The sequence below is a fragment of the Oscillatoria sp. HE19RPO genome, assembly GCF_024220515.1.
Taxonomy (GTDB): domain Bacteria; phylum Cyanobacteriota; class Cyanobacteriia; order Cyanobacteriales; family Laspinemataceae; genus Laspinema.
The window spans coordinates 1-14,073 of the sequence record NZ_JAMXOT010000117.1 but is presented as its reverse complement, the minus strand read 5'-3'; the positions used below and the strand labels follow the sequence as shown (position 1 = coordinate 14,073).

Below are 14,073 nucleotides of genomic sequence, written 5' to 3'. Positions count from 1 at the left end.
AGTTGGACGCTGATACTCCTGTAAAGAAGCAACGGTCACTACATTCCCATCATAAACCTGCGCCACAAACTCTTCACTGGTGTATCCAGAAATCCTTAAAAAACTTCTGACCTCATCAGCGCTATACACTTTTTCATCCAGATGAACGAAGCGAAAAAATACTGACAAAATCAAAAGCAATACCAGAACGACTCGCAACCATCCTTTAGGAATTGCCAAACCTTGAATTAATCCGTTCAACCTGAAGAGTTTATTCATAATAAAGGATAACATTAAGCTAGTTGTTAGCGGTCAAAGTCGCGGGGAGAATCCTCAAAAAAATTACCCAGTAAACCCGCCTATTACTAATCGTTGAGCCGACTCTGTTAAGTGAGGGGTCCTATAATCCGGCGATCGCCTCAGAGAGGATGGCGGACATAGCCTCAAGACTGTAGTATTCTATACATCTTTTTCTCGCTCTCATTCCTCGCTCATTCGCTTCATTCAAATGCTCAAATATCCACTGGATTTGCTCGGCAATTTTTTCGGGAGAATGGGAATCGACCAAATAACCTGTATCCCCTAACATTTCAGGAATATCTCCGACTTTCGTAGACAAAATCGGTTTTGCCATTGCCATACCATCAGATAGTTTCAAAGGACACTGGGCTACAGCAATGGGGGTATCTCGTTGGGGAACGACGATCAAATGAGCGGCAGCTACCACTTCTGGCATGGCATCTAGAGGAAACCTCGGTAGTTTAATAATCCACCGTCCCCACTGTTCCATCAATTGATCCTCGTAATTATCGGGTTTTCTGCCCCCCACAATGACGAGCCTAAAATCGGGTTGGTTTAAGATATCAAGTGCTTGCAACACATCCTCAAGTCCTTTATGAGGTCTTGCTGTTCCGGGAAACATCAACACTCGATATTCAGAAAGACCATAACGCGCTCTACTGACCTCGGCATTATATTGAGCCGGATCGAACAATGAAGTATCTTTCCCATTGGGAAGATAGGTTCCGCCAAAGCGATTTTGCAGAAATTTTGTATCTACGGTAATGGCATTAGCAAACTTTACTAATTTCTCCATTTTTTGTAAATAAAATCGATGATTAGGTTTTCTTAATTCACCCTCTGTTTTTAAGATATCTCTTCCTAATTGCCTAAAACTGGGACGATACTTCCAAGCATCTCCTCCTTCCCAACTCATCTCCCAATCATCAATGTCTAAAAGGACTGGTTTTTGTTTAATAAGTTTATTGAGAAGGGCAATCCCGAAACTTGTAGGTCGAGGTTTGATAGCACAGACCAAATCTCCATCTATTTCATCTAACATTTTATGGGATGAATCCAACATTTGGGGATAATTCAAGCCCGGAATGGAATAAACAGGAATATCAGCAGGGGGTTCGGGATAAATTTGTTCTCCAAATTGACATCCCAAAATTTTGACTTGGTAATTTAATTTCTGAAAAACTCTGGCCACTAAAAAAACTCGCGTCGTTCCGCCTCCGGCTAAATCGGGGGCCAGAACAGAAACTTTTAGGATCTTTCTTTTGGGTTTGAGGGTCACCGTTTGCTGTGGTTAGAAAGGGTTAGTGTTTAGGGGAATTATCGATCGCATTTTCAGTAATTTTTAATTCCCCAATTTTGGGGCTTCTCGGTTTAACTGTGACGCTGTTGATGCCACTGCCAGGCATGGGAGATGATATCATATAAGTCGGGATACTCCGGATTCCACCCTAATATTGTTCGGGCTTTTTCACTGCTTCCGACTAAAACCGGAGGGTCTCCAGGACGGCGACTGCCAATTTTCTTAGGCACTTCTTTCCCTACAACTTTTTCGGCGGTTTCAATCACATCTTTGACCGAAAACCCACTGCCATTGCCTAAATTGAAAACTTCGGTTTCTCCTCCTTTCAACAAATATTCCAGTCCCAAAATATGGGCGGAGGCTAAATCATTGACATGGATATAGTCCCGAATACAGGTACCATCTGGGGTGGGATAATCGGTGCCGTAAATTGAAATAAATTCGCGGTGACCCAAGGCCGTTTGTAACACCAAGGGAATTAGATGAGTTTCCGGATCATGATCCTCCCCGATCGCCCCATCGGGGTCGGCCCCCGCTGCATTAAAATAGCGGAAAATCACGGACTTTAACCCATAAGCGGCATCAAAATCACTCAGGATCTTTTCCACCATGAGTTTGGTCATCCCATAAGGATTAATCGGATTCTGAGGATGGTCTTCCGTTAAGGGAATCTTCTCAGGAATCCCGTAGGTGGCACAGGTAGAAGAAAAGACAAAGTTTTTCACCGAGGCGGCTAACATCGCTTCTAATAAGGTTAACGTCCCGGTGACATTGTTTCGATAATATTTCGCCGGATCAGTCACGGACTCGCCCACATAAGCGTAGGCCGAAAAGTGCATCACCGCTGAAAAATCATGGGTGGCAAATACGTTATTTAAAAGGGCGCGATCGTTGGTATCTCCTTCTATCAATTCGACTTGTAAAACATCTTCTACGATGTCCCGGTGTCCATAGACTAAATTGTCTAAAATAGTAACTTGATACCCAGCTTTTTTTAGGCTTGATACGGCATGAGACCCAATATAGCCTGCCCCACCTGTAACTAAAATCGTTTTATTGTTTTCGCTCACCTTTTTCCATTCCTGTGTCTTTTTTCTTGATTAAAAAAATAGTTGTCTACCTCATCTCCCCCCGCTCATAGACTGATGCGGATGAGGGGCTCAACTCCCAACTGAATTATGTTATAATTTTAATCCGATCGCTCTGGATTAATTCAAAAATTCGATTGATTTGCCTGCGGTCTTCATCGGTGATATTTTTACCGGATAGCAAGACATTGGCAATTTGCAGATGTTCTTGAGTGGTGATTTCATTGATTTCTAGGATTCGCTCAATCATTTGATGAATCGTAAAAAGCGGTTTAATCGGAGTCGGTCTTCCCATTAGCTTTTGCGTGATTCGATTGGGGTAGCGGGTGGCTCAAAGCCTTAACGGTTCTATTTTATCGATTTCAATTCCCGATTTCCGTAAATTTGTTACCCTAAAATTATAAAGACTTGATAAAGTTTTAGCAAGTTTTGAGTGCCTCGTCAATTTTACAGCAGTTATCCATCATTTATATCAACTCCAGGAGGAAGGATTCAATGCAAGTTTATCGGATCAATGCCCTTTCGGACAATTATATCTTTTTACTGCACGACCCCGCGCAAAATGTGGCTGCGGTGGTGGATCCTGCTGAGGCGGGTCCGGTCCTGAGACAATTGAAGGCCCTGGGTGCTGAGTTAACGACGATCTTCAATACCCACCACCACGGAGATCATGTGGGGGGTAATCCGGCATTGATGCAGCATTTTGAGGGGGTGACGGTGTACGGAGGTAAGGAGGACCGGGGCAGAATTCCGGGACAGCAGGTGTTTTTGGAGGAAGGCGATCGCGTGGAATTTGCCCAACGCACTGGGACCGTGTTCTTTCTCCCCGGACATACCCGTGCCCACATTGCCTATTATTTTCCCCCGGCATCGGGAGAGGAACTGGGGGATTTGTTCTGTGGCGATACCCTGTTTGCCGGGGGTTGTGGACGCTTGTTTGAAGGGACCCCCACCCAAATGGTCTCGTCCCTGAGTAAACTTCGGGAATTGCCGGATCAGACGAGAGTTTGGTGCGCCCATGAATATACCCTGTCCAATCTTCAGTTTGCCTTAACGGTGGATGGAGAGAACCCTGATTTACAGGACCGTTTCGCCCAGGTGAAGGCGGCGCGATCGCGCAATGAGGCGACGATTCCTGCAATTTTGGGCGTGGAAAAGCGCACCAATCCCTTTTTGCGCTGGGAAGATCCGGTACTACAACGGGCAGTCAATGGCGGGGACCCGGTACAAACCTTTGCGCGCCTCCGGGGTCGCAAGGATCAGTTTTAGCCCATTTCCGGTCCCGGAGTTTCCCAACCTGCGAGGCGATCGCTGTTGAATAAAATACCTCCGTCTCTGGGAGGATACTATAGAAAAGACTTTGTTTGCCTGCTATTTTCCTTGTTTATTGAATATGACCAAAAATCCAGAATCTGGGACAACTTACGAAGGCGGATGTCATTGTGGGGCGGTGCGATTTCGCATCAGCGTCGATCGCCATGAAGCGATTGACTGTAACTGTTCCATCTGTCAGAAAAAGGGGTTTTTACATTTAATTGTTCCCCCCGATCGCTTTACCCTGTTACAGGGAGAAGAGATGTTACAAACTTATACCTTTAATACGGAGGCAGCGAAACACTTGTTTTGTAAACAATGTGGGATTCATTCATTTTATAGACCGCGATCGCACCCGGACAGCTTTGATGTGAATGTGCGATGTTTGGATGGAGATGTTGGGGCGAAATTTACCGTCACTCCCTTTGATGGACAAAACTGGGAAGACAACATCCAAACGATTCGATAAAGCTGGCGATCGCCAGCTTTATCGAGGGGCGTTAATCTCCCCCCGGCATCGCCTGTAACTGCCATTCCCCGTTAATTTTGCTAAATAAAGCGCGATAGTCTAGGGGGGGATACACATAACGATTGTAAACATAGCCCTCGCGATCGTCCCCGAGTCGAATCGCCGTCCAACTATCGATGGGGTCGAAGGTTTGTGGGAGTTGGCGATCGCGGTCCACTTGCACCACTTCATTGGACAAGGTGGCGATCGCTTCACTGTCTAAACTGGGTTGCGATCGGACATTGACATTCTCGCCCACCACCACCACGCGTTCCATCATCCAGGAAACTCCATCTGCGGAATTCGGTGGCGGAACCTGTCGGGAAAAGGCGTCAGCCACATTTGGACAAACCCACATTTCCGAAACTGCATCACTATTATCAGGCGGAGGATTTTCTACGGGAGAACAGCCAATGGCGACTGCTTTTTCCAGCATCAACCACAATCGGGCTTGAGGGTCATCTAAATTCAAATTCTCCCGAGTTTGCGGAACTGAAAAGCCAATGCCTAGACCTGTTTCGGGGATGATTGAGTTGACAAATTCGGCATTCCGGTTTCGTACCGCTTCCCGTAATTGGGCGCGAAACTGATAGAAATCGCTACCGGGTACGGCTTCATCTTCTAAAATGAGCCGTCCTTCCGAATCTGGGGTGACAACGGGTCCCGAAGCCGCAACATTGATCATCCGGGGTTCACTGGCTCTAAAATAAGCGCGGAGTAGGGCTGCCAACAGAATACCCAAAGCTAATCCGACCCCGCTCGCCACTAAGATTGACCAGCGGAGTGTTTTGATGGGGTAACGCCTTCTATTTCTAGCCTTTTTAGCCATGCGGTCTGTATTCGCTCACGAGCAACCCAGTGACCCCCTGTCGTGTCATGCTCCGAATTAGGAGCCTTGTCACCGGGTAGAGTTAAGCCAGTCTGGGGGATTTCCCCGCTATTTTAGCGGAAAATCGCACGCGCCTATCGCAAGCCGGTGCAATCTTGGCGGTGGCTAGGGTCCAGGAGGGGTTTAAGATGGCGCAAGGGTAGGGATTTCCTGGGGTCAAAATCGGCGATCGCCCTTCATCTGTGTAGCTTTGTGATGCCCTGATTCCATTGAGGTGAGGCAACCCTGGGGATAGGGATGAGAAAATCACCAAAGCGCGATCGGCACTCAACCCGGGTTAAGGCACAGATGTCAAGATTTGATTCATAAGTCCCTAAAAAAATAATTTTTCCCTCTCCCGATCCGGTCCGATCATGCCCAGCGATCGGCTTGTAATCGGACTCCACCTTGTGCATCACCCAGAACTGAGCCTACGATGCAAACTGCCTCAAAAACTGAGAAAAGTATTAAAAGAGATTAAATATTCGGCACAGTGCTGACAAAATGGGCTATAGAAAACTAAAGAACACCAACGTTATTATTGTCAGCATTGTCCGAGTTAAGTTTTCTAGTCCATCTTCAAAAAATTGTCCGTAGCTTATGCAACCAATTCGCACCTTTAACGTTTCTCCCTCTCTGCCTCCCAGACTCGAACCCTTACGCACCTTGGCCTACAATCTTCACTGGGACTGGAATGTAGAGACCAAAGACCTATTCCGGCGTTTAGACCGGGACCTGTGGGAATCCAGCCGTCACAATCCCGTCTTGATGCTGGGCACCATTTCCCAGGAACGCCTGGAAGAAGTCGCGGAAGATGAAGGCTTTATCGCCCAGATTGACCGTGCAGCACGGCAACTGGACGACTACCTCAAAGAGCGCACCTGGTATCGCAAACACCGGGAAAAAGAGAAACATCAAGAATGTTTTGTGTATTTCTCGGCAGAATTTGGCCTCACGGAATGTCTGCCGATTTACTCAGGGGGCTTAGGGTTACTCGCCGGGGATCACCTGAAATCTGCCAGCGATCGCGGTTTACCCCTCGTTGGCGTCGGACTCCTCTACCAAGAAGGATATTTTAGCCAATATCTGAACGCTGATGGGTGGCAGCAAGAGCGTTATCCCATTAACGACTTCTACAATATGCCCCTGCACCTGGAACGAGATGCCGAGGGGAATGAATTACGCATTGAGGTAGACTATCCCGGGCGGAAAGTATATGCGCGGGTTTGGCGCGTCCAAGTGGGAACGGTCCCCTTGTATATGCTTGATACTAACATCGAACCGAACAATCCCTACGATCACGATATCACCGACAAACTCTATGGCGGAGATATCGATATGCGGATTCACCAGGAGATGATGTTGGGAATTGGCGGGGTGCGAATGCTCAAGGCCCTCGGCTACGAACCCACCGCCTATCACATGAATGAAGGGCATTCGGCCTTTTTAGCCCTAGAACGGATTTCCATCTTAATCCAAGAACAGGGTCTCACGTTCAAGGAAGCCAAAGAAGTTGTGGCGGCGAGTAATGTCTTCACGACTCATACCCCAGTTGCTGCCGGGTTTGACCTATTCCCCCATGATAAGGTCATGCACTATTTGGGTCATTATGCCGATAAATTTGGCTTGGGAAGAGAACAATTTCTAGCCTTGGGACGGGACAATACCGGGGATTTGGAGTCGCCTTTTAGTATGGCGACCCTGGCGATCGAGATGGCTAGTTTTATTAATGGGGTCGCCAAATTACATGGCGAAGTTTCCAAAGTGCTATTTAATAACCTTTGGCCGGAACTCCCCCCCTCGGAAGTGCCGATTACCTCGATTACCAATGGTGTACACGCCCGCAGTTGCGTGGCAAAATATACCCAAGAACTCTACGATCGCTATCTCGGACCCAAATGGTCCACCACCCCCGCCCACTATCCCTTGTGGGAACGGGTCGATGCCATCCCCGATGATGAACTCTGGCGCAACCAGGACCTCTGCCGTGCGGAACTCGTCGTGTTCGTCCGGGAACGTCTCCAAAAATACTTACGCGCACGCGGTGCTTCCTTCACGGAAATTGATGCAGCGCGCGAAGTGCTTGATCCTGGCGTTCTCACTATTGGCTTTGCAAGGCGCTTTGCTACCTACAAACGAGCTACACTGTTCCTCCGGGACCTCGATCGCATCAAGCGGATCTTACTCGGGTTGAATACCGACCTGATTCCCGGTGGGAAAAACGCCCTCAAAAAGCCAATGGTTCAGTTTGTTATTGCCGGAAAAGCTCACCCCCACGACATCCCCGGCAAAGAAATGATCCGTCATATTACCCATTTCATTCGCGAACAAGGATGCGAAAAAAATGTGGTCTTTATCCCCGATTACGATATTAACGTAGCGCGGATGATGGTGTCGGGTTGTGATGTGTGGTTAAATACCCCCCGTCGTCCTCGGGAAGCATCGGGAACCAGTGGGATGAAAGCGTCCATGAATGGATTACTCAATCTCAGTATCCTGGATGGATGGTGGGATGAAGCAGACTACGTTCGCACCGGATGGCCGATCGGACATGGGGAATTCTATGATGACCCTAACTATCAAGATGAAGTGGAAGCGAATGCCTTGTATGACTTAATGGAAAAAGAAGTCATTCCCTTGTTCTACAATCGCGATGAAGAGGGCGTTCCCCGCAAGTGGGTCTCGAAAATGAAAGATGCCATTCGCTTGAATTGTCCGCTGTTTAATACAGCGCGGATGGTCAGTGAATATGCAACTCGGGCCTATTTCCCGGCGAGCGATCGCTACTATGCCATGAGCGCGAATGGCTGTCAACCGGCGAAAGAATTGGCCGCTTGGAAAACTCACCTGTTTGAACGCTGGTATGACATCAAGATTCTGGACATTGATATTTCTGAATCTGATGATGTCAAAGTCAACCAAAGCATTAACGTCAAAGCGCTGGTAGACTTAGCAGGATTGACCGAATCTGATGTAGAAGTTCAACTCTACAAAGGGCCAATGGATGCTGATGGAAATATTATCAATGGCGTCTCTGTGGTTATGGATTATCAAGGTACTGATGCTAATCAGCAAAGTATCTATACGGCAAATATTGCCTACAGTTCCTCGGGTTTACAAGGATTGTCTTTGCGGGTGTTACCGAAACATCCCTATTTGAGCAGTCCTTTCCAACCGGGTCTGCAAGTGCTTTGGGCTAATGCTTAGAGGTTGAATTGAGTGATGTGAATCAGTGTTTTTGGAGATTTGAACCACTGATTTCACTGATTTTCACGGATTGAATGACTGATTTGTAGGGGTGATTTATGGATTGCCCCTACATCAGTGATTTGATTAATAGAAGGGCTATTTGGAATGATGATATAGCCGTTGGCATAAGCTTCGGTTAGGGGATTGGTACTGACTCCTAATACTAGGTTGCGATCGCATCCCCAATACCACCAATGAGCGCCAATGTAAGCGCAAATGATGGCATCGAGTTGGTCTTCAATGGCTTTGAATAATTTAGAGCTTTTCTCGGTTAATTTAGTAATAAAAATATCGGTGGGGTCGCTCAAAATCCAAGCGCTTGAATTTAAACTTAAGCTGGGTTCTAAATTGGGTAAAACTTCGACAATATATTGCCGGAGTTTGATTAATTCTAAGCGGCGATCGGCTAATTTTCCTTTTTTGTATTTGAGAATCCGAGATAATCCAAATAAGTTAATCATCGCCGGATGAGGAAACACCTCAATTTGATAGCGATCGCACTGTTGGGGAATCATCATCGGTGCGTGCATAAATCCCCGCGCCTCTAAACTCTTGCCAAACCCTACAGTATGACTGGCAAACCGACTTTTGAGATTTGCCGGATAACATCCGGCATGATAGCGCCCAAAATAGCGATGAGTCTGCTTATCCGGCAATCTCATTCCCGTGGCATTCGGAATCAGCGTCGGCGCATCCACGGCAATCAGTCCCGGTTCCGGTTCAGGAACTCTTTGATCCACCCAATCCAAAATATCCACCGTTGACAATTTGCAGTCTAAATCCGTAAGTTGTAATTGAGAATTATCCCAAACTAAACAACACAAACCACTCGCACCAGAACTCCATCCGAGGTCAATTCCAATAAATTTCATTTGTTTTTAATTAGTTTTTTTGCAGCAATCGTAAATCATACCAAAAAGTAAAAAAGTTAAATCAGGTTAATTGCATTATAAGGTTTAACACCGGATAAACTGACCGACTCAGGACTTATGCAAGATTTAATCTAAACCCCTAAATGATGTAGAGGCGATTCGCGAATCGCCTCTACATCATTTAGGATAGATTTTAAAAGTCTGCCTAAGTCCGGGGACTGAACCCCTCACCAAACGGATGCTTCTGTCGTTATCAAAATTCTCGCCTCCAGAAGTGGCAGGAGAAAGAAGCAGACTGGGCCAGTTTTATGATAAACTCTGAATCAGACATTGGAGGGAAAAATCATGTCTCAAGTCGATATTGCTGAAGCGAAAGCCAAACTGCACGAGTTATTGGAAATCGCCCTCAATGGCGAAGAAGTTGTAATCACCAAAGACAGCCACCCGGTTGTGAAACTGGTCCCCGTGCCAGATCAAGCGCCACAAAAACGCCCCCGTGCCCAATTTGGCAGCGCCAAAGATGTAATCTGGGTTGCTGATGACTTTGATGAACCGCTCACCGAAGAGTTTAAGGAATATATCGGATGAGATTGCTTCTTGATACCCATACCTTTATTTGGTTTGTAATGGGTGATCCTAGAATACGTCCTGACTTGCAGGATAGAATTGCCGATGAGAATAACCAGAAGTTGCTCAGTAAAGCAAGTGTTTGGGAAGTGGCGATTAAGCAAAGCATCGGCAAGCTCAATTTTGCTCGACCTTTTAGAGATGTTATAGAGCAGCAACTCGTAACCAATGGTATTGATTTGCTCGATATCAGTCTAGCCCATATTGAGATTGTTTCCAGTCTCCCCCTACATCATCGAGATCCGTTCGATCGCCTCATAATTGCTCAAGGAATTGTTGAGCAAATCCCCATTATCAGTGCGGATGCTATTTTTGACGCTTATCCCATTCAGCGAATCTGGTCATGATTCAGCCGGTATTGCTGCTGAACTTAATCCCCCGGTAATTACGGGTGCTGCACAGCCTTACCGTGCTAATTTTAATAAACTAGCCAGTTGTTCTGGTTGATGAGACCCGATTAAGATTTTCTCCCCATTTTTGAGTTCTAATAAAACGCCGCGATCGCCACTGACATTAAAGGATTTTCCCTTGGGACCATACCGCACCCCCCATCCCCCATAATCCCGCAATGGGTGATAGGTTGTCACTTCCGATTTCACCACAGAGTCAAAGGGAATTTGAATTCGCTTAAATAACAACGGGTAAAAACTTATATATAATCCATCGGTTCTGACTTCTGTGACTAATTTTGCACTATAAAACAAAATAGGAAAAAATACCCCAAATACAATCCCAAACCCAATTAAAATAATATTTAAAATGGTATTTTCTTCCCAAGAGTCTTCTAAAAAAAATGGCATCATTGCCGCACCTAGGGCTGCCAAAGAGCTGCATACGAGGACGAACCAAATCCAACCCTGACGGAATTGCTGCACCTCGCGAAACAGGAGCGTTGCATAAATTTCCTCGTCAATGCTCATTTCATCTGGCATGGATGCCGTTGTTCGTTTGTCCACAGTTACCTCCTATACTGATTCTGAAAGAGGATTCGCGAATCTGATTCGCTTTGTGATGGCAAGGGTTTCCCTGCTCTCTTAAGCTCGGGACTTTTTTGATTACCCCCATGACCCATTCCCTCATCCATAATATGCCCAAAAGAGTAGTCTATTTCGCCCGAAAAAACAACCAAAATAGTAGGGACTAAGTAGGGCATAAATGTTGAGTTTTGTATAGGCGATCGCCACTTCATGAGGACCCCAGAAGCAGATTGCCCCAAATGGTCCCGAACCGGGTGGTCCCTTGGAAAGATTCCCGAGGGGGCGATCGCATGACCCGAGACCCAAGATTTGCTAGGATATTTGAGCTTTATGTCAAAAAAAGTCAACAATAAGACAGAGGAACACGGATTCACTCCGGTTTTCCTCGTTCTGTCAGTAGCACTATAAGAGCAATCTATGGGTAAGCAGCGCATTTTATCTGGAGTCCAACCCACCGGCAACCTCCATCTGGGTAACTATCTCGGTGCGATCCGCAACTGGGTCGAAATTCAAAGTCAGTATGAAAATTATTTCTGTGTAGTGGATCTCCATGCCATTACCGCCCCCCATACTCCCGCCACTTTAGCCCAAGATACCTACACGATCGCCGCCCTCTATCTCGCCTGTGGCATCGATTTACAGCATTCCACCATTTTCATCCAGTCCCACGTTTCGGCCCACGCCGAACTCACCTGGCTGCTCAACTGCATCACCCCCCTCAACTGGCTGGAAGATATGATCCAGTTTAAGGAAAAAGCCATCCGTCAGGGAGAAAATGTCAACGTGGGGTTACTGGATTACCCCGTCCTGATGGCAGCGGATATTTTGCTCTACGATGCGGATAAAGTCCCCGTCGGCGAGGACCAAAAACAGCATTTAGAACTCACCCGAGACATTGCGGCAAGGGTGAATCACCAATTTGGCAAGGAAAAAGCGCCGGTATTGAAATTGCCGGAACCCTTGATTCGCAAGGAAGGGGCCCGGGTGATGAGTTTAACCGATGGGACAAAAAAAATGTCCAAGTCTGATCCATCGGAACTGAGTCGGATTAATTTGCTCGATCCACCGGATGCGATCGTCAAAAAAATCAAAAAATGCAAAACGGACCCAATGCGGGGACTGGTGTTTGATGATCCAGAACGTCCGGAATGCCATAACTTACTGACGCTTTATCAGCTACTCAGCGGCAAAACTAAGGAAGAGGTGGCGGCAGAATGTCAGGATATGGGTTGGGGTCAATTTAAACCGTTACTCACGGAAACGACGATTGAGGCGCTCAAACCGATTCAGGACCAATATAAGGAAATTATGGGCGATCGCACTCATCTGGAATCGGTGTTAAGACAGGGGAGAGAAAAAGCCGCAGCAATTGCTAATACCACCCTCAACCGGGTCAAAACTGCCTTTGGATATTCTCTACCGTTGTAAGGATTCGGGATGAAGTCGGGACCCTTAAATCGAACAAAAGAGAACGACTGAAGTCGTTACTACGAACAGAAGATAACGACTGAAGTCGTTACTACGAACAGAAGATAACGACTGAAGTCGTTACTACAAACTCCCCCATTTCTCTCTTCCTATGAAACAACCGCAGAACTCTTTATCTCGCTTCCGTCAAGCTGTTAGAGACGGTGAATTTTTGATGACCGCTGAGGTTATGCCGCCGAAAGGGGGTAATGCAACCCACATGATTACAATGGCAAATGGTTTAAAAAATAGAGTTCATGCGGTGAATGTTACCGATGGATCTCGGGCTGTTTTGCGGATGTCATCGTTAGCGGCATCAACGATTTTGTTGCAGCAGGGAATTGAGCCGATTTATCAAATTGCTTGTCGCGATCGCAACTCGATTGGGTTGCAGGCGGACCTCCTGGGTGCGAATGCTTTGGGAATTCAGAATGTTTTGGCCCTGACGGGGGACCCGGTAAAAGCCGGAGATCATCCCAAGGCGAAGTCGGTTTTTGATATGGAATCGGTGCGTTTGCTTAAGGCGATCGCCAAATTGAATCAAGGCTTTGATATCAATGATAAACCCCTAACTGATAGCACCACCGACTTGTTTGCTGGTGCTGCGGTGGACCCGGAATCAACCAGTTGGTCAGGGTTACAGCGTCGCTTTGCCAAGAAATTAGAAGCCGGTGCCGAGTTTTTCCAAAGTCAGCTTGTCTGCGATTTTGACAAGCTGGACAAGTTTATGAATGAAATTGCCAAAGGGTGCGATAAACCGATTTTAGTCGGGATTTTTCTGCTGAAATCGGCTAAAAATGCGGAATTTATTAATCGCTGTGTGCCTGGAGTGCATATTCCCCAACATATTATCGATCGCTTGGCAAAGGCAAAGGACCCTTTACGCGAAGGGGTGGCGATCGCCGCTGAACAGGTGCAAATGGCAAGGTCCCTCTGTCAAGGGGTGCATCTGATGGCGGTGAAACGGGAAGATTTAATTCCGGAAATCCTGGATTTAGCTGGCATTCCACCCCTCTCCTCTGAACCCCTGTCAATGGATTCCCAAACTCTGGGCGATCGCCCTGGGGTTATCCGGATCTCCACTCCCACACCCTGAACACCTCAACTATAGATGCACCCTGATACAGACGCCTCTGGGCAGACCCTGCCCGAGGCTTTTTATTTTTGAGGATTCATCGCGATCGCATTCCCCACCGCTTCAATTGGGGGGTTAAACCCCCTGGGGGTGCAGTCCATCTTCCGAGTTGGGAAAAGATATGTATTAATAAGTTAACCTCAAGAACTTCACCACAAAGAAGCTCTTAAAAAAGGTTGCATCTACGTTATCAAGTCAAATAGGCGTCTTGCCATCAGGGTTTAGCAATCATTCCGAAGCTGGCTAATCAGGGAACTCCAAAAAATAAAATCCCCAAAAAACCCGCAGGCTGTTCTATGAGCGTTCCGCTAGGAAAGCCTGGAGGCTCACAGGACAAAGCCCGCCTGCGCGGCGTCATACAGTCTTGTTAGGTGCTTAACCATCGGGAT

14 protein-coding genes and 1 pseudogene are annotated in these 14,073 nt (G+C 46.9%); 7 read left to right on the top strand and 8 right to left on the bottom strand.

The genetic code is table 11. The features are described 5' to 3' along the window. The 4 genes and pseudogenes from NG833_RS11490 to NG833_RS11475 form a co-directional block, all read right to left on the bottom strand. Positions 1-258, bottom strand: a pseudogene (locus NG833_RS11490) (hypothetical protein); the annotation flags it as partial. A 121-nt stretch (positions 259-379) separates the two neighbouring features. Continuing rightward, the gene (locus NG833_RS11485) at positions 380-1,558 is read right to left on the bottom strand and encodes a glycosyltransferase family 4 protein (protein ID WP_254565427.1); all 1,179 of its coding nucleotides are present in this window, start codon (positions 1,556-1,558) and stop codon (positions 380-382) included. Between the two features lie 92 nt (positions 1,559-1,650). Further along, positions 1,651-2,649, bottom strand: a complete 999-nt coding sequence (galE, locus tag NG833_RS11480) for a UDP-glucose 4-epimerase GalE (RefSeq protein WP_254565426.1) — start codon at positions 2,647-2,649, stop codon at positions 1,651-1,653. Positions 2,650-2,755: 106 nt separating this feature from the next. Next, on the bottom strand, positions 2,756-2,962 hold the full coding sequence (locus tag NG833_RS11475; protein WP_254565425.1) for a hypothetical protein: 207 nt from the start codon (positions 2,960-2,962) through the stop codon (positions 2,756-2,758). A 200-nt stretch (positions 2,963-3,162) separates the two neighbouring features. On the opposite strand from NG833_RS11475, the gene gloB reads away from it, so the two are divergent. Both gloB and NG833_RS11465 read left to right on the top strand, forming a co-directional pair. Next, positions 3,163-3,936: a hydroxyacylglutathione hydrolase gene (gloB, locus tag NG833_RS11470; protein ID WP_254565424.1), complete on the top strand. Its 774-nt coding sequence runs from the start codon at positions 3,163-3,165 to the stop codon at positions 3,934-3,936. Positions 3,937-4,060: 124 nt separating this feature from the next. Then, positions 4,061-4,450: a GFA family protein gene (locus NG833_RS11465; protein WP_254565423.1), complete on the top strand. Its 390-nt coding sequence runs from the start codon at positions 4,061-4,063 to the stop codon at positions 4,448-4,450. Positions 4,451-4,481: 31 nt separating this feature from the next. Here the strand turns inward: NG833_RS11465 and NG833_RS30830 are convergent, their stop codons facing one another. Both NG833_RS30830 and NG833_RS11455 read right to left on the bottom strand, forming a co-directional pair. Then, positions 4,482-5,255, bottom strand: coding sequence for an SH3 domain-containing protein (locus tag NG833_RS30830; RefSeq protein ID WP_254565422.1), 774 nt, complete (start codon positions 5,253-5,255; stop codon positions 4,482-4,484). A gap of 145 nt (positions 5,256-5,400) precedes the next feature. Continuing rightward, positions 5,401-5,649, bottom strand: coding sequence for a hypothetical protein (locus NG833_RS11455; protein WP_254565421.1), 249 nt, complete (start codon positions 5,647-5,649; stop codon positions 5,401-5,403). Between the two features lie 308 nt (positions 5,650-5,957). On the opposite strand from NG833_RS11455, the gene glgP reads away from it, so the two are divergent. Next, positions 5,958-8,564: an alpha-glucan family phosphorylase gene (gene glgP, locus NG833_RS11450; protein ID WP_254565420.1), complete on the top strand. Its 2,607-nt coding sequence runs from the start codon at positions 5,958-5,960 to the stop codon at positions 8,562-8,564. A 53-nt stretch (positions 8,565-8,617) separates the two neighbouring features. Here the strand turns inward: glgP and NG833_RS11445 are convergent, their stop codons facing one another. After that, positions 8,618-9,478 carry a DUF429 domain-containing protein gene (locus tag NG833_RS11445; RefSeq protein ID WP_254565419.1) on the bottom strand — a complete coding sequence of 287 codons (861 nt, stop codon included), beginning with the start codon at positions 9,476-9,478 and terminating at the stop codon, positions 8,618-8,620. A 345-nt stretch (positions 9,479-9,823) separates the two neighbouring features. Here NG833_RS11445 and NG833_RS11440 point away from each other — a divergent pair, with 345 nt between their 5' ends. Together NG833_RS11440 and NG833_RS11435 are read left to right on the top strand one after the other, a co-directional pair. Continuing rightward, positions 9,824-10,066 carry a type II toxin-antitoxin system Phd/YefM family antitoxin gene (locus tag NG833_RS11440; protein WP_254565418.1) on the top strand — a complete coding sequence of 81 codons (243 nt, stop codon included), beginning with the start codon at positions 9,824-9,826 and terminating at the stop codon, positions 10,064-10,066. Further along, positions 10,063-10,452, top strand: a complete 390-nt coding sequence (locus tag NG833_RS11435; protein WP_256555918.1) for a type II toxin-antitoxin system VapC family toxin — start codon at positions 10,063-10,065, stop codon at positions 10,450-10,452. Before NG833_RS11440 ends, NG833_RS11435 begins: the two co-directional genes overlap by 4 nt. Before the next feature lie 57 nt (positions 10,453-10,509). Here NG833_RS11435 and NG833_RS11430 read toward each other — a convergent pair whose 3' ends face one another. Continuing rightward, positions 10,510-11,061: a DUF6141 family protein gene (locus tag NG833_RS11430; RefSeq protein WP_254565416.1), complete on the bottom strand. Its 552-nt coding sequence runs from the start codon at positions 11,059-11,061 to the stop codon at positions 10,510-10,512. 438 nt (positions 11,062-11,499) lie between these two features. On the opposite strand from NG833_RS11430, the gene trpS reads away from it, so the two are divergent. Then, positions 11,500-12,510, top strand: coding sequence for a tryptophan--tRNA ligase (gene trpS / locus NG833_RS11425; protein WP_254565415.1), 1,011 nt, complete (start codon positions 11,500-11,502; stop codon positions 12,508-12,510). Positions 12,511-12,661: 151 nt separating this feature from the next. Next, entirely contained in the window at positions 12,662-13,645 is a 984-nt protein-coding gene (locus tag NG833_RS11420; protein WP_254565414.1) for a methylenetetrahydrofolate reductase, read from the top strand. Positions 13,646-14,073 lie beyond the last annotated feature (428 nt).